We start from the raw sequence: 19,015 nt of genomic DNA, 5'->3' as shown, positions 1-19,015 counted from the left end.
CCCACATGCGCGCATTGATCCAGCGGACCACCGGGGCGGAGGTGCGCGTCGGCGAGCGGGTGACGGGCAGGATCGGCCCCGGCCTCGTCATTCTGGTCTGCGCCATGCGTGGCGATACCGAGGCGCAATCGGTCTGGCTCGCGAAGAAGGTCGTCTCGCTCCGGATTTTCCGCGACGAGGAGGGGCGGATGAACCGCTCGCTCATCGACACCGGCGGCGCGGCGCTCGTGGTCAGCCAGTTCACGCTGGCGGCGGAGACCAAGGGCAACCGTCCCGGCTTCTCGACCGCCGCGGCCCCCGACGAGGGGCGGCGGCTCTACGAGCATTTCGCCGAAGCTGTGCGCGGGCATGGCGTGGAGGTCGGGATGGGCGAATTCGGCGCCGAGATGGCGGTGTCGCTCGTCAATGACGGCCCGGTGACGATCTGGCTCGATACCGAACGCTGAGGCGCTGAGCGAGTCAGACGCCCAAGCGCGGTTCCTCCCGGTCCGGTCCCGCTCACTCCGCCGGTTGCAGCTGCCGCGTCCGGTGCGAGATCTCGTCCCAGGCGCGGTTGATCGCGGCGAGGCGGGCGTTCGCGAGGTTCACCGTCTCGACCGGCAGGCCGCGGGCGATCATCTTGTCGGGATGGTGCGCGCGCACCAGTTCGCGCCAGCGCGCCCGGATCTCCGGCATCGCGGCGTCGCGCCCGACCCCCAGCACCTTCCACGGATCGCGGGCGTCGCTCGAGGTGAGCCGCGCCTCGACGCAGGCGAAGGTCTCCTCGGATATGCCGAAGATCTCCGCGACCCGCGCGAGAAAGCCCGCCTCCTCCTCGTGATAGCTGTCGTCGGCGACGGCGATGTGGAAGAGCCCCTCCAGCAGATCCTCGAGAATGCGGGGCCGGTCGGCGAACATGCGCGCGATCTGGCGGGCGTAGGTCTCGAACCCCGCGGTGTCCTGGCGCGCGAGGTTGAAGACCCGCGCCGCCGCCGCCTCGTCGCGGGGATCGATCTGGAACACCTGCCGGAAAGCGGTGACTTCGGAGACGTTTACGCGTCCGTCGGCCTTGGCCATCTTCGCCGCGAGGCAGATGATCGCCATCGTGAAGGCGACGCTGCATTCCGGCGCGGCGGGCCGGCGCTCGAACATCGAGAGCAGCGCCTCGCCCTTCGCCACGATCGCGGCGACGACTTCGGAAATGCGGGTCCAGATCGACATGGGGTGAGACTAGCAAATGCCGCGGCGAGACGCATCAGGCCAATCAGCGCAACCCGCGGGCTTGTGATGGTGGTTGCGCGTCACGCGGCAAGTACCTTCTGCAGCAGGACAAGTTCGTGCCAGCGGCCGAATTTCCAGCCCACCTCCGGCATCCGCCCGGTGATCGCGAAGCCTTCCGCGAGATGAAAGGCGATGGCGCCCGCGTTCTCGCCCGAGACGCCCGCGACCAGCACATGCGCGCCGCTTTCCCGCGCGGCCGTGCAGAGCGCCGTCATCAGCGCCCGCCCGACACCCCGGCCGCGCGCCTCCGTGCCGAGCAGGATCGTATGCTCCATCGTCCGGGCGTAGCCCGCGCCGCCCCGGAACTGCGAGAATGTCGCGAAGCCGAGAAGACCCGCGTCCTCGGCGACGAGAAAGGCCGGACGGGTCAGGATCGCCTCCGCGACCTCGGCTCCGGTCTTCTCGGTCGGATTGAAGGTGACGATCGTGTCGCGGATGAAGTGGTTCCAGAGCGCGGTGATCGCGCTTGCATCCCCCTCGGTGGCGTGCCTGATTGTGACCATCGCGAAGCTCCGTCGAATACCCCCGCATAGGCGGCCCGCGCGGGGCTGTCGAGGTGGGAGGAAAGATGGACACCTGGGATTTCTGGATCGACCGCGGGGGCACCTTCACCGATATTGTCGCCCGCGATCCCGGGGGGCGCCTCCATCGCGCCAAGCTCCTGTCGGAGAATCCGGAACAATACGAGGACGCCGCGCTCCACGGCATCCGCGGCTTCCTCGGTCTCGATCCGGCGGAAAAGATCCCGGCCGAGCGGGTCGCCAGCGTCAAGATGGGCACGACCGTCGCCACGAACGCGCTTCTCGAACGCAAGGGCGAACCGGTGGTGCTGGTCTCGACCAGGGGGCTCGGGCAGCAGCTTCGGCTCGGCTATCAGAACCGGCCGCGGCTCTTCGACCGCGAGATCGTGCTGCCGGAGATGCTCTATTCCGAGGTGATCGAGGCGCGCGAACGCGTGCGCGCCGATGGCACGGTGGAAACACCGCTCGACACGGCGCATCTCGCGGATGCGCTGGCCGGGGCGCGGGAACGGGGCGCGACCGCCTGCGCCATCGTCTTCATCCACGGCTACCGCCACCCGGCGCATGAGGCGAAGGCGGCGGAACTCGCGCGAGCCGCGGGCTTCACCCAGGTCTCGGTCAGCCATGAGGTGAGCCCGCTCATGCGGATGGTGAGCCGGGGAGATACGACCGTCGTCGACGCCTATCTCTCGCCGATCCTGCGCCGTTACATCGACCGGGTGGCGGCGGCCTTCGATGGCGATGTTCGCGGCAGGCTCATGTTCATGCAATCCTCGGGCGGGCTGACCGACGCGACGCTGTTCCAGGGCAAGGACGCGATCCTCTCGGGCCCCGCGGGCGGCGTCGTGGGCGCGGTCCGCACCAGCGAGATCGGTGGGCAGGAGAAGATCATCGGCTTCGACATGGGCGGCACCTCGACCGATGTCTGCCACTTCGCCGGCGAATTCGAACGCGTGCTCCACAGCGAGATCGCGGGCGTGCGCGTTACCGCCCCGATGATGCATATCCACACCGTCGCCGCCGGCGGCGGCTCGCTCCTGACCTTCGACGGGGCCAGGATGCGCGTCGGTCCCGAGAGCGCCGGCGCCAATCCGGGGCCCACCTGCTACGGCCGGGGCGGGCCGCTCGCGGTCACCGACGCCAACGCGCTGACCGGGCGGCTCAGGCCGGAGTTCTTTCCGGCGATCTTCGGCCCGCACGCCGATCAGCCGCTCGATCTCGATGCGACACGCGCGAAGTTCGAGGCGCTGGCGGGGGAGATCGGCAAGCCCGCGGAGGAGGTCGCGGAAGGGTTCCTGCGGATCGCGGTCGAGAACATGGCCAATGCGATCAAGAAGATCAGCGTCCAGCGCGGCTATGACGTGACCGAATACTGCCTGACCGTCTTCGGCGGCGCGGGCGCGCAGCACGCCTGCGCCATCGCCGATACGCTCGGGATGGAGGTCTGCCTGATCCATCCGATGGCCTCGCTGCTCTCGGCCTACGGCATGGGCCTCGCCGACATCCGCGCGACGCGGGCGGAGGCGGTCGAGGCGGTGCTCGACGCCGAGGGGGCGAAGGTGGCGGAAGATCGTCTCGCGGCGCTCGGGGAGCAGGTTCGCTCGGAGGTCGCGGGGCAGGGTGTACCTGGCGAGCGGATCGCACTGGAGCGCCGCGTCCGGCTCAAGGTCCAGGGCACCGACGCGGCGCTTCCGGTCGATTTCGCCGCGGTCGAGGCGATGCGAAAGAATTTCGCCGCCGCGCACCGGTCCCGCTTCGGCTTCGATCCGGGCGAGAGGCCGCTCGTCATCGATTCGGTCGAGGCCGAGGCGATTGGCGACGCCGCCGATCTCACGGAAACCGCGGCCGGCGAGGCGGAGCGCCCCGAGGCGGCCTATGAGACGGCGACCACGGCGCCGGTCTTTCTCGCCGGCGTATGGCAGGAAACCCGCTTCGTCCGGCGCGAGGCGCTCCGCCCCGGCGACCGGCTGACCGGCCCCGCGGTCCTGGTCGAGCCGCATACCTCGATCCTGATCGAGCCCGGCTGGCGGGCGCGGATCACCGCGCATGATCATGTCGAACTTCGCCGGATAGAGGCCCGGCCCGCGCGCGAGGCGCTGGGGACGAAGGCCGATCCGGTGCTGCTCGAAGTCTTCAACAACCTCTACATGTCGATCGCCGAACAGATGGGCGCGGTGCTCGAGAACACCGCCGCGAGCGTCACGATCAAGGAACGGCTCGATTTCTCCTGCGCCGTCTTCGATGCGAAGGGCGACCTGATCGCCAACGCGCCGCATATGCCGGTGCATCTCGGCTCGATGGGCGCGAGCGTCAAGGCGATCATCGCGCAGAACCCGGAGCTGCGCCCCGGCCAGGTCTTCGCGCTGAACGCGCCCTATAACGGCGGCACGCATCTGCCCGACATCACCGTGGTCGCGCCGGTCTGGGATCAGGCGGGCGAGGAGGTGCTGTTCCACGTCGCGGCCCGCGGCCACCACACCGATGTCGGCGGGCTCACCCCCGGCTCGATGCCGCCCGATAGTCGCGACATCCACGACGAAGGCGCCTATATCGACAACTGGCTGCTGGTCGATGACGGCTGGTTCCGCGACGAGGAGACACGCGCGCTTCTCGGTTCCGCCCGCTATCCCGCGCGTTCTCCGGAAGTGAACCTCGCCGATCTGCGCGCCCAGGTCGCGGCCTGCGCCCGCGGGGCGGAGGAACTGGGCAGGATGGTCGGGCATTTCGGCCTCGCGACGGTTCAGGCCTATATGGCCCATGTCCAGGACAATGCCGAGGAAAGCGTGCGCCGCGCGATCGGCGCGCTCCGCGACGGTGAATATGTCTATGAGATGGACCCAGATTTCGACGGCGCGCCGCGCGAGATCCGGGTCAGGATCACCGTGGACCGCGAAGCGCGCTCGGCGGTGATCGATTTCACCGGCACGACCGCCCAGCTTGCGACCAACTACAACGCGCCCGAGCCGGTGACGCGGGCGGCGGTGCTCTACGTCTTCCGCTGCCTCGTCGATGATGCGATCCCGATGAACGAAGGCGTGATGAAGCCGCTCGAGGTCATCCTGCCGCCCGGCACGATGCTGAGCCCCGAGTATCCGGCGGCGGTGATCGCGGGCAATGTCGAGACCAGCCAGGCGGTGACCTCGGCGCTCTTCCTCGCGCTCGGCGTGCAGGCGGCGGCGCAATCGACGATGAACAACACCACCTGGGGCAATGCGAAATACCAGTACTACGAGACGATCTGCGGCGGCACCGGCGCGGGACGGTTCTCCGACGGCTCGGGCTACGGCGGGACGAGCGGCGTGCACAGCCATATGACGAATTCGCGCCTGACCGATCCGGAAGTGCTCGAATGGCGCTTCCCGGTGGTGCTCGACGAATTCTCGATCCGCGAAGGTTCGGGCGGGGCGGGGCGCTGGCGGGGTGGCGACGGGGTGACGCGGCGGGTCCGGTTCCTTGAGCCGATGACGGTCGCGATCCTCTCCGGGCACCGCGTCGTGCCGCCGCCGGGGCTCGACGGCGGCGCGCCGGGCGGGCCCGGGCGCACGCGGGTCGCGCGGGCGGATGGCGCGGTGGATGAACTCGCCTCCGCCGACAAGACCGAGGTCGCTGCGGGCGACACCTACTGGCTGGAGACGCCGGGCGGTGGCGGCTACGGCGCGCCGGAGGGGAATGATGGCTGAAACGATGGAACCAGGGTCGAAACCCGCGATCCGCATCGCCTATTGCACGCAGTGCGACTGGATGCTCCGCTCCGCCTGGATGGCGCAGGAACTGCTCTCGACCTTCGGCGAGGAGATCGGCTCCGTCACGCTGGTCCCGAGCCATGGTGGCACATTCGAGATCCATCTCGACGGCGATCTCATCTGGGAGCGCAAACGCGACGGCGGCTTCCCTGACAGCCGGACGCTCAAACGGCTCGTCCGCGACCGGATCGACCCGGAGCGCGATCTGGGCCATGTCGATCGCGCGAAGACCTCCTGATTCCATTCAGGCAGGCGAAGCTGGCACCCCCGCGGAAGTTCCGGGCGCGTCTGGCTGGAGTTCATCTCGGATCTGACGGCGCGCCTGGACGCGCCGTTCTGTCTGGTGCCGGATGATATGTTCCCCCGGCGAACGACGCCCCGGCGTCAGGGATCGGATGCCGGCCGGATCAATCCGGGGCGTAGCCGCCGCGCGCGATCGCCGCGACCCCCGTGCGGGCCACCTCGACCACCCCGAGCGGGCGCATGAGGTCGATGAAGGCGTCCACCTTCTTCGGCCCGCCCGTCAGTTCGAAGACGAAGCTCTCAAGAGTCGTATCGACCACGCGCGCCCGGAACACGTCGGCGAGGCGCATGGCCTCCACTCGCCTCTCGCCTTCGCCCGCGACCTTGATAAGCGCGAGTTCGCGTTCCACCGCGGGACCCTCGACGGTCAGGTCGTTCACCTGATGGACCGGCACGAGCCGTCCGAGCTGGGCCTTGATCTGCTCGATCACCGCCGGCGTCCCCGTGGTGACGATGGTGATGCGCGAGCGGTGCCCGAGGTGGTCGGTCTCCGCCACGGTCAGGCTCTCGATATTGTATCCCCGGCCGGAGAAGAGCCCGATGACGCGGGCGAGCACCCCCGCCTCGTTGTCCACGAGCACGCAGAGCGTATGCGTCTCGTTCTGGTCCCCGAGCGGGTTGCGCAGGTCATAGGCGCTGTGGCTCGAGGCACCCTTCTTCAGATGTAGCGCGTTCATCGCCGTCTCCTCGCTTCAGACCAGAACCGCGCCGGTGGCGCCGATGGCGCCCTGGGTCGCGTCCTCGCCGAGCAGCATCTCGTTATGCGCCTTGCCCGACGGAATCATCGGGAAGCAGTTCTCGTGTTTCTCGACCAGGCAGTCGAAGATGACCGGGCCGGGATGGTCCAGCATCTCCTGGATCGCCGCGTCGAGATCGGCGGGGTTCTCGCAGCGGATGCCCTTGGCGCCGAAGGCTTCGGCGAGCTTCACGAAATCGGGCAGGGATTCCGACCAGGACGCCGAATAGCGCTCGCCATGCAGCAGTTCCTGCCACTGGCGCACCATGCCGAGCCGTTCGTTGTTCAGGATGAACTGCTTGACCGGCAGGCGGAACTGCACCGCCGTGCCCATCTCCTGCATGTTCATGAGCCAGGAAGCCTCGCCCGCGATATTGATGACCAGCGCGTCGGGATGGGCGATCTGGATGCCGATCGAGGCGGGGAAGCCGTAGCCCATGGTCCCGAGCCCGCCCGACGTCATCCAGCGGTTCGGCTCCTCGAAACCGAGATACTGCGCGGCCCACATCTGGTGCTGGCCGACCTCCGTCGCGATGTAGCGGTCGCGGTCCTTCGTCAGCGCCTCTAGCCGCTGCAGCGCGTATTGCGGTTTGATGACCTTGTCGGAGCCGCGGTAGGCGAAGCAGTCCTTCGCGCGCCAGGCCCCGATCTGATCCCACCACTTCGCGACGGCCGCGGAGTTGGTCTTCGCGCCGCGCTCCTGCCAGAGGGCGAGGATGTCGTCGATCGCTGAGCCCACATCCGCCGTGATCGGCACGTGGACGTGGATGTTCTTGTTGATCGACGACGGGTCGATATCGACGTGGACGCGGAAGGAATTCGGGCTGAACGCGTCGGTGCGGCCAGTGATCCGGTCGTCGAACCGCGCGCCGAGGCAGAGCATGACGTCGCAGTCATGCATCGCCCAGTTCGCCTCGTAGGAGCCGTGCATGCCGAGCATGCCGATCCAGCGCTCGCCGCTCGCCGGATAGGCGCCGAGCCCCATCAGAGTCGAGGTGATCGGAAAGCCCGTCGCCTCGACCAGCTTGCGCAGCGACTGGCTGGCGGCGGGCCCCGAGTTGATGATCCCGCCGCCGGTGTAGAGGATCGGACGCTCGGCGCGTTCGATCGCTTCGACCGCGGCCAGAATCGCCTCCGGATCGGCCTTGGTGCGCGGCTGATAATGCGAGGTGCGGGCCTTCTCCGGACCCTGGTACCCGGCGGTCGCGAACTGAACGTCCTTCGGAATGTCGACGAGGACCGGCCCCGGCCGGCCATGGGTCGCGACATGGAACGCCTCGTGGATCGTCGTCGCGAGACCGGCCGTGTCCTTCACCAGCCAGTTGTGCTTGGTGCAGGGGCGGGTGATCCCGACGGTGTCGGCCTCCTGGAAGGCGTCGTTGCCGATCATGAAGGTCGGAACCTGCCCCGTGAGCACGACCATCGGAATCGAATCCATCAGCGCGTCGGTCATGCCGGTGACGGCATTCGTCGCGCCGGGTCCGGATGTGACGAGGACGACTCCGGGCTTGCCGGTCGAGCGGGCATAGCCTTCCGCGGCATGCGTCGCCGCCTGCTCGTGCCGGACGAGGATGTGCCGGATGTCGTTCTGCTGGAACAGCTCGTCGTAGATCGGAAGTACCGCGCCACCCGGATAGCCAAAAATGGTGTCCACACCCTGATCCTTCAGGGCCTGGATCACGATCTGCGCGCCTGTCATCTGGCGGGTCATTTTCCGTCTCCGTCGCTTTTATCGAGTCCTCGGGCCATAAAAAAACCCCCTCGGGAGGGGGGCGATGGCGCGGCGTTGTCGGCCGAGGCTATCGCCCCACCGAGTCTCCGCGCCTTCCTACGATTACGAGTTGTCCGGTCATAGGGTCCTCCGCGGATGCTCTTAGGAGCACAAGGGTCGAAGGTCAACCACGCCCCGCGCCGAAAATTACCTGAAAGGCTCCCCGGGCGGATTTTTGTGTCGCGAGGAGAGCTTTGGGCGACGTATTGTGACCCCGCTCGGAGCCGCGCGGATTTGACGCGCGAATCAAGGTGAACGGTGCCTCCGCCCGCTTGACGGATCGCGGGCTTCGTGTTCCCGTGTGCCCGAGGGTCGCGTTGGGGATCGCGGGATGCGCGTCGAATGCGCGACCGGCGAGCGAATGATTAAAGCCACGGCAATCGCGTACCTGCGTGAAGGTAAGACTCTCGAAAACGGATTGCGGCGAACAATTTCCCCCGCTACCTAGCTTGCGAGAATTTCGGTCGGGCTTGATCGCGACGGAAGAAGAGGAAATTCCATGAAAGGCCTTATGCGCCTTTCCGGTGTCATTGACCGGATAAGTCTGTTCTTCGGATGGATCTCGGCCGGGCTTGTCCTGCTCAGTTGTTTGACGAGCGCGACGAATGCGATGTTGCGATACTTGTTCAACATGAGTTCCAACGCCTGGCTCGAAGTCCAGTGGCAGATGTTCGCGGGCATCTTCCTGCTCGGCGCGGCGCAGGTGCTCAAGATGAACGAGCATGTCCGCGTGGACCTGCTCTACGGAAGCCGTTCGCACCGGGGCAAGCTCTGGACCGACGTGTTCGGGATCGTCGCATTCCTGTTCCCGTCGATGGCGATCATGAGCTTCTTCGCCTGGGAATTCTTCATGACCTCCTATCTCAGCAACGAGCATTCGTCGAATGCCGGGGGCACAGTCCTCTGGCCGGTGAAGTTCCTGCTCCCGCTCGGTCTCGCGCTCGTCCTGCTGCAGGGGCTGTCGGAACTCATCAAGCGTATCGCCGGGCTGCGCGGTGATGGCGACGAGACGCTCGAATACGAGCGACCCGTCCAGTGACGTCGCGGCGCAATCCGGGAAAGGCCCCTGTGAATGCTTGACTACGGCTTTATGGCCCCCACGATGTTCGCGGGCCTCGTCCTGTTCCTTCTCTACGGTTTCCCGGTCGCGTTCTCGCTTTCCGCGCTCGGGCTCTTCTTCGGCTTCCTGGCGATCCAGGTCGGCTATTTCGGGCCGGAGTTCCTGCAGGCGCTGCCGTACCGGACCTTCGGCATCATGTCGAACGACCTGCTGCTCGCGATTCCGTTCTTCACCTTCCTCGGCGCGGTGCTGGAGCGAAGCGGGCTCGCGGAGGATCTGCTCGAAGGCGCGGGGCAGCTCTTCGGCGCCTTCCCGGGCGGTCTCGCCTTCGCCGTCGTGCTCGTCGGCGCGATTCTCGGCGCGGTGACCGGCACGGTCGCGGCCTCGGTCATCGCCATGGGCATGATCTCGCTGCCGGTGATGCTGAAGTACGGCTATGACATGCGCGTCGGCACCGGCGTGATCGCGGCCTCGGGCACGATCGCCCAGGTGATCCCGCCCTCGCTCGTGCTCATCATCCTCGCCGACCAGCTCGGCGTCTCGGTGGGCGACATGTATCTCGGCGCGGTCGGGCCCTCGATCCTGCAGATCTCGCTCTTCATGCTCTTCGTGCTCTTCCTCGCGATCTTCCGCCCATCGCTGGTCCCGCCTCTGCCCGAGGAGGCGCGCACGCTCCGGGGCTGGGCGCTGGCGCTCAAGGTCGCCAAGGGCATGGTGCCCTCGCTCGTGCTGATCTTCCTCGTGCTCGGCACGATCTTCCTCGGCCTCGCCACGCCGACCGAGGCCGGCGCCATGGGCGCCTGCGGCGCGATCCTGCTGTCGATCACGCATCGCCGCTTCTCGGTCCCGGTCATGTGGGAGGCGATGAAGACGACGGCGCGGATCACCTCGATGGTGGTCTTCATCCTGATCGGCGCGACCGTGTTCAGCCTCGTTTTCCAGGGCGTGAACGGCGGCCGCTGGATCGAGCATCTGCTCTCGAGCCTGCCGGGCGGACGCACGGGGTTCCTGATCTTCGTGATGGTCTTCGTCTTCTTCCTGGCCTTCTTCCTCGATTTCTTCGAGATCTGCTTCATCGTGGTGCCGCTGCTGCTGCCCGCGGCGCATGCGCTCGACATCAACATGATCTGGTTCGGCCTGCTGCTCTGCGCCAACATCCAGACCTCGTTCATGCACCCGCCCTTCGGCTTCGCGCTCTTCTATCTCCGCGGCATCGCGCCTCCCGAGGTGAAGAGCCGCGACATCTACTGGGGTTCGATCCCGTGGATCTGTCTCCAGCTCACGCTGGTCGCGATCCTCGTCTTCTTCCCCGAGGTGGTCACCTATTTCGTGGGCGAGCATACGGAGCTCGATCCTTCGGTGGTGCAGGAGCAACTCGACAACCTGATCCTGCCCGGCCTCGACGCGCCGGGGGGCGGGGGTCTGCCCGGCCTCGACGCGCCGTCCGACGCTCCGCTGCCCGGTCTCGATCCGGCCGCGCCCGACTTCTCCGACCCGGCCAATTGAGGCCGGGGTCGCAACCCTGGGAGGACTTCCATGGAACGACGCAAATTCCTGAAAGGCGCCGCGACCGGCGGCGCGGCGGCCGCGATCGCCGCGCCACTCGCCGCCCCGGCCATCGCGCAGGAGGCGCCGACGGTTCGCTGGCGGCTGACATCCGGCTTCCCGCGTTCGCTCGACACGATCTTCGGCGCGGCGGAGGTCTTCGCCGAGCAGTGCAAGGCGATGTCCGGCGGCAAGATCGAGATCCAGGTCTTCCCGGCGGGCGAGATCGTGCCCACGCCGCAGGCCGCCGAGGCCGTCGGCACCAACACGGTCGAGATGGCGCATACCTGCTCCTACTACTACTGGGGCAAGGACCCGACCTTCGCGCTCGGAACCGCCGTGCCGTTCGGGCTCAACGCCCGGCTGATGAACGGCTGGCTTTACGAGAACGGCGGCAACGACATGCTGAACGCCTTCTACGCGAAGCATAACATCTTCGGCATTCCGGGCGGCAACACCGGCGTCCAGATGGGTGGCTGGTGGCGCAAGGAGATCGGTTCGGTCGCCGATCTCCAGGGCGTCAAGATGCGTATCGCGGGCATCGCCGGCAGCGTGATGGAGAAGCTCGGAGTCGTGCCGCAGCAGATCCCGGGCGGCGACATCTATCCCTCGCTCGAGCGCGGCACGATCGACGCGGCCGAGTGGATCGGGCCGTACGACGACCAGAAGCTCGGCTTCAACAAGGTCGCGCCGTACTATTACTATCCCGGCTTCTGGGAGGGCGGCCCGACGATCCACTTCTTCATCAACCTCGACAAGTGGAACGAGCTGCCCGAGGACTACAAGTCGATCATGATCAACGCGGGCGCCTATGCAAACACGTTCATGATGGCCCGCTACGACACGCGCAACCCGGCCGCGCTCCGGAGCCTGATCGCCGGCGGCGCCCAGCTCAAGGCCTTCCCGCAGGATGTGCTCGAAGCCGCGCTCGCCGCCTCGAACGAGGTCTATGAGGAGATCTCGGCCTCCAACGCCGACTTCAAGCAGATCTGGGACAGCATGAAGGCGTACCGGAGCGAAGGCTATCTCTGGTACCAGGTCGCGGAATACAGCTTCGACAACTTCCAGATCCGCAACCGCAGCAAGGGCTGACGCGCCCGACGCGCCCGCGCCAGGCCACTGGCGCGGGGGCGAGACGTTCCGCCGGCATCCGCGTTGCGCGCTCCGGCGGGCCGCCCCGACGGCCCCGGGCCTCCCCCGGTGCCGGCTTCGGGACACACTCCGACACACAACGGATTGGCGGCGTTCACCGATTTCCACGAAGCCGGTTGGAATGCCCGCGGCGGCGAAGTAGTCTCGCGCCCGCGTGAGGGAAAACCCCCGCCGGCGAGCAGGAGAGTGAACGCGGATGGTCGCGAAAAAGGAGCTTCGAACCCGCCAGCCGCAGGCTCCGCGCCCCCGCTTCTCGCAGCCGGTGCGCCAGATCGTGATGATGCTGATCGTGCTCGGCCTCGTGGCCGGCCTCGCGATCCTGCTCTTTCCCGAGGTCAAGCCGGTCTTCCTCGCCTCGCCCTGGCTCAACGGTTTCATCGCCTGCGTCTTCCTGATCGGCGTCGCCTCCTGCTTCTGGCAGGTCGCGACCCTCATCGCCTCGGTGAGCTGGATCGAGAATTTCGCGCTCGACCGGCCGGGACATGAATTCAACAAGGCGCCCGGACTGCTCGCGACGCTCGCGGCGCTCCTGAGCGAGCGGCGGGCGCGGCGGGCGCTGACCTCGACCTCGACGCGCTCGATCCTCGATTCCGTCGCCACCCGCCTCGACGAGCAGCGCGACCTGACGCGCTACCTCATCAATCTGCTGATCTTCCTCGGCCTTCTCGGCACCTTCTACGGGCTCGCGACCGTGGTTCCGGAAGTCGTGAACACGATCCGGAGCCTCGCGCCCAGCGAGGGCCAGAGCGCCGTCTCGGTCTTCGAGGGGCTGATGGCCGGCCTCGAAGGCCAGCTTGGCGGCATGGGCACGGCCTTTGCCTCATCGCTGCTCGGGCTCGCGGGGTCGCTCGTCGTGGGCCTGCTCGATCTCTTCACCGGCCACGGCCAGGGGAGATTCTACCGCGAGTTGGAGGAATGGCTCTCCTCGATCACCAAGGTCGGCCTGCCGGGGATGGATGGCGACGAGGTCAACGCGGGCAATGTGCTCGCCGTGCTGGAACATACCGCCGGGCAGATCGAGTCGCTGCGCGAGATGATCGACCGCATGGTCTCGCGGGCGGAGGCGAGCGATGCGCGGGTCGCCGCGCTCGCCGAGGCGATGGCCTCGCCCGACGCGCGCGCGGCCGATCGCGCGGTGATGGAACGGATCGCCGGGGCGCAGGAGCGCGTCGCGGAGCTTCTGAGCGCGCGCGACGAGGAGACCGGGCGGCTCGACGCCGAGACCCGGGCGCGGCTGCGTTCGATCGACACGCAAGTGCTCCGCATCCTCGAGGACCTCTCCGCCGGGCGGCAGGATCTCGTCGCCGAGATGCGGCAGGATCTCGCCGCGCTGACCGATGCGCTGCGCGGGTTGGGGCCCAGGGGGAGGATCTGACGCATGGCGCTTCGGGTCCGCGGCAACCGGTTCCATGGCACGATCTGGCCGGGTTTCGTGGATGCGATGGCCGCGCTGCTGATGATCCTGTTCTTCGTGCTGTCGATCTTCATGATCGTGCAATTCGTGCTGAGAGACACGATCAGCGGCCAGCGCGACGACATCGAGAGCCTCTCGGCGCAGGTCGCCAATCTCGGCGAGGCGCTCGGGCTGGAGCGGAGTCGGGCCGACACGCAGACCGCGCTGGTCGCGACGCTGCGCGAACAGCCCGCGACCGCCGAGGCGCGGATCACCGATCTGCTCGCCCAGAACACCACGCTCGGGGAAGGGCTGGCGGCCGTGGAATCCGAGGCGGCGGGGCTCAGGAGCGAGCTGGACGAGAGTTCCGCCGCGCTGACCGCGATGAACATGCGCCTCGAGGAGGAGCGGCGGAAGGCCGAGGAGACGCTGACACTGCTCGCCGCCGCCGAGGCGGCGCGCGACGCGCTCTCGACCGATCAGGCCCAGGCGCTCGACGATGCCGAGCGGCGGGCGGCGGAGCTCGCCCAGGCCCGCGCGCTGCTCTCCGACCAGCAGGCGGTCTCAGCCGAGGGCCAGCGCCAGATCGCGCTCCTCAACCAGCAGACCGCGCAGTTGCGCGACCAGCTCACCGCGCTGCAGGGGCTGCTCGACGCGGCGCGCGAGGAGGACGCGCAAAGCCAGGTGCAGATCGAGACGCTCGGCGCCAATCTCAACGCCGCGCTCGCCAAGGTCGCCTCCGAACAGGCCGCGCGCGCCGATCTGGAGGAGCGCGAACGCCTGAGGCTCGAGGCCGAGGCGCGGGATCTGGAGCATTTCCGCTCGGAGTTCTTCGGCCGGATGCGCGACATTCTCGGCTCGCAGGAGGGGGTGGAGGTGGTCGGAGACCGGTTCGTCTTCCCCTCGGAAGTGCTCTTCGCGCCGGGCTCAGCCAACCTCAACTCCGAGGGTCGGGAGCAGGTGGCGCGGGTCGCCTCCGTCATCCGCGGCATCATGGACGAGATCCCGCCGGAGATCGACTGGATCCTGCGTGTCGACGGGCATACCGACCGCAGGCCGGTCGGCGCCTCCGGCCCGTTCCGCGACAACTGGGAACTGAGCCAGGCGCGCGCGCTCTCGGTGGTGCGTTACATGATCGAGGCCGAGGAGATGCCGGCCGGCCGGCTCGCGGCCACGGGGTTCGGCGAGTACCAGCCGATCGACGCCGGGACCTCCGCCGCGGCCCTGGCTCGCAACCGCCGCATCGAGCTCAAGCTGACCGAACGCTGAGCCCATGAGCTGACGGGACACCGGGACCGGGCGTGTCGAGCGCCGGGACGGGACACCGGGACCTTCGGGCCTTGCACATAAGGCGCGATTGTATGCTGCGCCGCGGTGGTCTACCAATGGTACGTCGCACCCACATGTCCGGGGGCCATCTGTCCGGGGGACTGTTCATCCATGAAGAGCTTCAAGAAGATCCTTATCGCGAACCGCGGTGAGATTGCCATCCGGGTGATGCGCGCCGCGAACGAGATGGGCAAGCGGACCGTCGCGGTCTTCGCCGAGGAGGACAAGCTCGGCCTGCACCGGTTCAAGGCCGACGAGGCCTACCGCATCGGCGAAGGTCTGGGGCCGGTCGCGGCCTATCTGTCGATCCCCGAGATCATCCGCGTCGCCAGGATGGCCGGCGCCGATGCGATCCACCCCGGCTACGGCCTGCTCTCCGAGAACCCCGATCTCGTCGATGCCTGCGTCGCTGCCGGGATCACCTTCATCGGTCCGAAGGCCGAGACGATGCGGATGCTGGGCGACAAGGCGAGCGCGCGCAAGGTCGCGATCGCCGCCGGTGTTCCGGTCGTCCCCGCGACCGAGGTCCTGCCGGACGACATGGACGAAGTGCGCCGGATGGCCGATGAGGTCGGCTATCCCTTCATGCTCAAGGCCTCCTGGGGTGGCGGCGGCCGGGGCATGCGGCCGATCATGGGTCCCGAGGAGCTGGAGAGCAAGGTGCTCGAAGGCCGGCGCGAGGCGCTGAACGCCTTCGGCAACGGCGAGGGATACCTTGAGAAGCTCATCCTGAACGCGCGCCATGTCGAGGTGCAGATCCTCGGCGACCAGTTCGGCGATCTCTATCACCTCTGGGAGCGCGACTGCTCGGTCCAGCGCCGGAACCAGAAGGTGCTGGAGCGCGCGCCCGCGCCCTATCTCGACCAGGCGCAGCGCGAGGAAGTCTGCGGCCTGGCGCTCCGGATCTGCCAGGCGGCCAACTACGAATGCGCGGGGACCGTCGAATTCCTGATGGACCGCGACACCGGCGCCTTCTACTTCATCGAGGTCAATCCGCGGGTCCAGGTCGAGCACACGGTGACCGAGGAAGTCACCGGAATCGATATCGTGCGCGCGCAGATCATGCTCGCCGAGGGCGCGACCATCGCCGAGGCCACCGGCGCGCCGACGCAGGCCGATGTGCAGCTCCACGGTCACGCGCTGCAGTGCCGCATCACCACCGAGGACCCGCAGAACAACTTCATCCCCGACTACGGCCGGATCACCGCCTATCGCGGTGCGACCGGCATGGGCATCCGCCTCGACGGTGGCACCGCCTATTCGGGCGCGGTCATCACCCGCTACTACGACTCGCTTCTGGAGAAGGTCACCGCCTGGGCTCCGACGCCGGAGATGGCGATCGCCCGCCTCGACCGCGCGCTCCGCGAGTTCCGCATCCGGGGCGTCTCGACCAATATCGCCTTCGTCGAGAACCTGCTGAAGCATCCGACCTTCCTCGATCTCAGCTATACGACGAAGTTCATCGACACGACGCCCGAGCTTTTCGCGTTCGAGAGCCGGCGTGACCGGGCCACCAAGATCCTGACCTATGTCGCCGACATCTCGGTCAACGGTCATCCGGAGACCGCCGGCCGGCCCCGACCGCCGGCGGAGGCGCGCAAGCCCAGACCGCCGGTGGACATGGAGCAGGAGCCGGTTCGGGACGGCACGCGGCAGCTTCTCGAGAAGGAGGGCGCCCAGGCCGTCGCCGACTGGATGCTCGCGCAGAAGAAGATGCTGATCACCGATACGACCATGCGCGACGGTCACCAGAGCCTGCTGGCGACCCGCATGCGGTCCTATGACATGATCAAGATCGCCCCCGCCTATGCGCGGATGCTGCCGGAGCTCTTCTCCGTCGAATGCTGGGGCGGCGCGACCTTCGATGTGGCCTATCGCTTCCTGCAGGAGTGCCCGTGGCAGCGGTTGCGCGACCTGCGCGCGGCGATGCCGAACCTGATGACGCAGATGCTGCTCCGGGCCTCGAACGGCGTGGGCTACACGAACTATCCCGACAATGTCGTGGAGGCCTTCGTGAAACAGGCGGCCGAGTCGGGGGTCGATGTGTTCCGCGTCTTCGATTCGCTGAACTGGGTCGAGAACATGCGCGTCGCGATGGACGCGGTCGTCGGCACCGGCAAGGTCTGCGAGGCTGCGATCTGCTACACCGGCGACATCTTCGACCCGGACCGGGCGAAATATGACCTCAAGTACTATGTCGCCATGGGCAAGGAGCTGAAGGCCGCCGGCGCGCATGTGCTTGGCCTGAAGGACATGGCGGGCCTCCTGAAGCCGGGCGCGGCGCGGGTGCTCTTCAAGGCGCTGAAGGAGGAGGTGGGCCTTCCGATCCACTTCCACACCCATGACACGAGCGGTGTCGCGGCCGCCACCATCCTCGCGGCCGCCGATGTGGGCGTCGACGCGGTGGACGCGGCGATGGACGCCTTCTCGGGCAGCACCTCGCAGCCCTGCCTCGGCTCGATCGTCGAGGCGCTGAAGCATTCCGAGCGTGACACCGGCCTCGACATCGAGGCGATCCGCCAGATCTCCGACTACTGGGAGGCCGTGCGCGCGCAGTACCTCGCCTTCGAGGCGGGGCTGCAGGCGCCGGCTTCCGAGGTCTATCTCCACGAGATGCCGGGCGGGCAGTTCACCAACCTTAAGGCGCAGGCGCGTTCGATGGGGCTGGAGGAGCGCTGGCACGAAGTCGCCCACATGTATTCCGAGGCGAACAAGATGTTCGGCGACATCGTGAAGGTGACGCCATCCTCGAAGGTCGTCGGCGACATGGCGCTGATGATGGTGGCGCAGGGGCTGACGCGCGCGGAGGTCGAGGACCCGGGCGTCGACGTGGCCTTCCCCGACAGCGTGGTGGACATGCTGAAGGGAAATCTCGGCCAGCCCCCGGGCGGCTGGCCCGCCGATCTGCAGGCGAAGGTGCTGAAGGGCGAGCAGGCTTCGACCGAGCGCCCCGGCGCCGTGATGCCGGCCGCCGATCTCGACACGATGCTCGGGGATCTGAAAGGCCAGGTCGCGGGCGAGGAGATCGACAACGAGGACTTCTGCGGCTACCTCATGTATCCCAAGGTCTTCCTCGATTACATGACGCGGCATCGCGACTACGGTCCGGTCCGGACGCTGCCGACGCCGGTCTATCTTTACGGGATGGAGCCGTCTGAGGAGATCTCGGTCGAGATCGATCCGGGCAAGACGCTGGAGATCCGGCTGACCGCCTTCGGCGAGACCAACGAGGACGGCGAGGTCCGGGTTTTCTTCGAGTTGAACGGCCAGCCGCGCACGGTCCGCGTCCCGGACCGCAAGGCGCAGTCCTCGGCGCCGAAGCGGCCGAAGGCCGAGGCCGGCAATCCGGCGCATGTCGCGGCGCCGATGCCGGGGGTGATCGCCACGGTCGCCGTCTCCGCCGGGCAGCCTGTGCAGCCGGGCGATCTGCTCTGCACGATCGAGGCGATGAAGATGGAGACCGGGCTGCACGCCGACAAGGGCGGGAAGGTCAAGGCGCTCCATGTGAATCCCGGCGCGCAGGTCGATGCGAAGGATCTGCTGATCGAGCTCGAACTCGACTGAGGCCCGGCTTTCCGGTCGGCGGGAGGGCGCATTCTTCGTGTGCCCCCGCCGCTCGGAAGATTGAACCGCGCCGGCGGTGCTCCGTGACCGGCGTTTGGATGCCCGGTCGCGAGGCTCAGCTGTCGGATCGCCCCGTCCCGGCCGCGTCGGGCAAGAGCCCGACCGCGCCGGTGCCCCGCGAACCGGCGATGTCGCGCGGGTTGGCGAGCGGGCATTGTTCGACCGAGAGACAGCCGCAGCCGATACATCCCGCCAGCCGGTCGCGGAGCGCCACAGTGCGCGCGATCCGCTCGTCAAGCATCGCGCGCCAGCGCGTCGCGATCCGCTCCCAGTCCCGCGCGTTCGGAACCCGCTCGGCGGGCAGGGTGTCGAAGGCGGCCTTCACCTCCCTGAGCGGGATGCCGAGTTCGGTCGCCACGCGGATGATCGCCACGCGCCGGAGCACGGCCCGTTCGTATCGGCGCTGGTTCCCGTCGCTGCGGCTCGCCGAGATGAGTCCCTTGCGCTCGTAGAAATGCAGCGCGGAGACGGCGACACCGCCGCGTCGCGCCACCTCCGCCGGTGTGAGCATCGCCTTGATCCGCGTCATGACGGGCCCCTTGACCTCAACCAATGTTGAGGTTCTATATCAGGTGCTC

At 67.8% G+C, this 19,015-nt stretch carries 14 protein-coding genes; 9 read left to right on the top strand and 5 right to left on the bottom strand.

What is annotated here, in order from left to right:
* Positions 1 to 5 precede the first annotated feature (5 nt).
* Positions 6 to 446: a D-aminoacyl-tRNA deacylase gene (gene dtd / locus ACLJK8_RS11645; protein WP_413150434.1), complete on the top strand. Its 441-nt coding sequence runs from the start codon at positions 6 to 8 to the stop codon at positions 444 to 446.
* 52 nt (positions 447 to 498) lie between these two features.
* On the opposite strand, the gene ACLJK8_RS11640 is transcribed toward dtd, so the two are convergent.
* A complete protein-coding gene (locus ACLJK8_RS11640; RefSeq protein WP_413150433.1) occupies positions 499 to 1,200 on the bottom strand; it encodes a TerB family tellurite resistance protein in 702 nt (233 codons plus the stop codon).
* An 80-nt stretch (positions 1,201 to 1,280) separates the two neighbouring features.
* Positions 1,281 to 1,763: an N-acetyltransferase family protein gene (locus ACLJK8_RS11635; protein ID WP_413150432.1), complete on the bottom strand. Its 483-nt coding sequence runs from the start codon at positions 1,761 to 1,763 to the stop codon at positions 1,281 to 1,283.
* Positions 1,764 to 1,828: 65 nt separating this feature from the next.
* Here ACLJK8_RS11635 and ACLJK8_RS11630 point away from each other — a divergent pair, with 65 nt between their 5' ends.
* Both ACLJK8_RS11630 and ACLJK8_RS11625 read left to right on the top strand, forming a co-directional pair.
* On the top strand, positions 1,829 to 5,461 hold the full coding sequence (locus ACLJK8_RS11630; protein ID WP_413150431.1) for a hydantoinase B/oxoprolinase family protein: 3,633 nt from the start codon (positions 1,829 to 1,831) through the stop codon (positions 5,459 to 5,461).
* Positions 5,454 to 5,762: a SelT/SelW/SelH family protein gene (locus ACLJK8_RS11625; RefSeq protein WP_413150430.1), complete on the top strand. Its 309-nt coding sequence runs from the start codon at positions 5,454 to 5,456 to the stop codon at positions 5,760 to 5,762. Before ACLJK8_RS11630 ends, ACLJK8_RS11625 begins: the two co-directional genes overlap by 8 nt.
* Positions 5,763 to 5,931: 169 nt before the next feature.
* Here the strand turns inward: ACLJK8_RS11625 and ilvN are convergent, their stop codons facing one another.
* Complete coding sequence (gene ilvN / locus ACLJK8_RS11620) at positions 5,932 to 6,504, bottom strand: acetolactate synthase small subunit (RefSeq protein WP_413150429.1); 573 nt, start codon at positions 6,502 to 6,504, stop codon at positions 5,932 to 5,934.
* Positions 6,505 to 6,519: 15 nt separating this feature from the next.
* Positions 6,520 to 8,274, bottom strand: a complete 1,755-nt coding sequence (locus ACLJK8_RS11615) for an acetolactate synthase 3 large subunit (RefSeq protein WP_413150428.1) — start codon at positions 8,272 to 8,274, stop codon at positions 6,520 to 6,522.
* Between the two features lie 559 nt (positions 8,275 to 8,833).
* On the opposite strand from ACLJK8_RS11615, the gene ACLJK8_RS11610 reads away from it, so the two are divergent.
* The 6 genes from ACLJK8_RS11610 to ACLJK8_RS11585 all read left to right on the top strand — a co-directional run bounded on the left by ACLJK8_RS11610 (position 8,834) and on the right by ACLJK8_RS11585 (position 18,377).
* Complete coding sequence (locus ACLJK8_RS11610) at positions 8,834 to 9,373, top strand: TRAP transporter small permease subunit (protein ID WP_413150427.1); 540 nt, start codon at positions 8,834 to 8,836, stop codon at positions 9,371 to 9,373.
* A gap of 33 nt (positions 9,374 to 9,406) precedes the next feature.
* The gene (locus ACLJK8_RS11605; protein ID WP_413150426.1) at positions 9,407 to 10,900 is read left to right on the top strand and encodes a TRAP transporter large permease; all 1,494 of its coding nucleotides are present in this window, start codon (positions 9,407 to 9,409) and stop codon (positions 10,898 to 10,900) included.
* A gap of 30 nt (positions 10,901 to 10,930) precedes the next feature.
* Positions 10,931 to 12,031 (top strand): TRAP transporter substrate-binding protein, encoded by a 1,101-nt coding sequence (locus ACLJK8_RS11600; protein WP_413150425.1) that lies wholly within the window; start codon positions 10,931 to 10,933, stop codon positions 12,029 to 12,031.
* 256 nt (positions 12,032 to 12,287) lie between these two features.
* A complete protein-coding gene (locus tag ACLJK8_RS11595; RefSeq protein ID WP_413150424.1) occupies positions 12,288 to 13,466 on the top strand; it encodes a biopolymer transporter ExbB in 1,179 nt (392 codons plus the stop codon).
* A gap of 3 nt (positions 13,467 to 13,469) precedes the next feature.
* The gene (locus ACLJK8_RS11590) at positions 13,470 to 14,753 is read left to right on the top strand and encodes a peptidoglycan -binding protein (RefSeq protein WP_413150423.1); all 1,284 of its coding nucleotides are present in this window, start codon (positions 13,470 to 13,472) and stop codon (positions 14,751 to 14,753) included.
* Between the two features lie 171 nt (positions 14,754 to 14,924).
* Entirely contained in the window at positions 14,925 to 18,377 is a 3,453-nt protein-coding gene (locus ACLJK8_RS11585; protein WP_413150422.1) for a pyruvate carboxylase, read from the top strand.
* A 115-nt stretch (positions 18,378 to 18,492) separates the two neighbouring features.
* On the opposite strand, the gene soxR is transcribed toward ACLJK8_RS11585, so the two are convergent.
* Positions 18,493 to 18,966 (bottom strand): redox-sensitive transcriptional activator SoxR, encoded by a 474-nt coding sequence (gene soxR, locus ACLJK8_RS11580; protein ID WP_413150421.1) that lies wholly within the window; start codon positions 18,964 to 18,966, stop codon positions 18,493 to 18,495.
* Positions 18,967 to 19,015 lie beyond the last annotated feature (49 nt).

Source organism: Amaricoccus sp. W119 (assembly GCF_047275745.1).
Classification (GTDB): Bacteria; Pseudomonadota; Alphaproteobacteria; order Rhodobacterales; family Rhodobacteraceae; genus Amaricoccus.
The sequence above is the reverse complement of the archived record's forward strand: the minus strand, read 5'-3'. Positions and strand labels throughout refer to the sequence as shown.

Excerpts from the sequence above, each read along its gene's own strand:
- ACLJK8_RS11605 (WP_413150426.1), top strand. The coding sequence starts at position 9,407 with ATGCTTGACTACGGCTTTATGGCCCCCACGATGTTCGCGGGCCTCGTC.
- ACLJK8_RS11615 (WP_413150428.1), bottom strand. The coding sequence starts at position 8,274 with ATGACCCGCCAGATGACAGGCGCGCAGATCGTGATCCAGGCCCTGAAG.
- ilvN (WP_413150429.1), bottom strand. The coding sequence starts at position 6,504 with ATGAACGCGCTACATCTGAAGAAGGGTGCCTCGAGCCACAGCGCCTAT.
- dtd (WP_413150434.1), top strand. The coding sequence starts at position 6 with ATGCGCGCATTGATCCAGCGGACCACCGGGGCGGAGGTGCGCGTCGGC.
- ACLJK8_RS11590 (WP_413150423.1), top strand. The coding sequence starts at position 13,470 with ATGGCGCTTCGGGTCCGCGGCAACCGGTTCCATGGCACGATCTGGCCG.
- ACLJK8_RS11595 (WP_413150424.1), top strand. The coding sequence starts at position 12,288 with ATGGTCGCGAAAAAGGAGCTTCGAACCCGCCAGCCGCAGGCTCCGCGC.
- ACLJK8_RS11625 (WP_413150430.1), top strand. The coding sequence starts at position 5,454 with ATGGCTGAAACGATGGAACCAGGGTCGAAACCCGCGATCCGCATCGCC.
- ACLJK8_RS11630 (WP_413150431.1), top strand. The coding sequence starts at position 1,829 with ATGGACACCTGGGATTTCTGGATCGACCGCGGGGGCACCTTCACCGAT.
- soxR (WP_413150421.1), bottom strand. The coding sequence starts at position 18,966 with ATGACGCGGATCAAGGCGATGCTCACACCGGCGGAGGTGGCGCGACGC.
- ACLJK8_RS11585 (WP_413150422.1), top strand. The coding sequence starts at position 14,925 with ATGAAGAGCTTCAAGAAGATCCTTATCGCGAACCGCGGTGAGATTGCC.
- ACLJK8_RS11635 (WP_413150432.1), bottom strand. The coding sequence starts at position 1,763 with ATGGTCACAATCAGGCACGCCACCGAGGGGGATGCAAGCGCGATCACC.
- ACLJK8_RS11600 (WP_413150425.1), top strand. The coding sequence starts at position 10,931 with ATGGAACGACGCAAATTCCTGAAAGGCGCCGCGACCGGCGGCGCGGCG.
- ACLJK8_RS11640 (WP_413150433.1), bottom strand. The coding sequence starts at position 1,200 with ATGTCGATCTGGACCCGCATTTCCGAAGTCGTCGCCGCGATCGTGGCG.
- ACLJK8_RS11610 (WP_413150427.1), top strand. The coding sequence starts at position 8,834 with ATGAAAGGCCTTATGCGCCTTTCCGGTGTCATTGACCGGATAAGTCTG.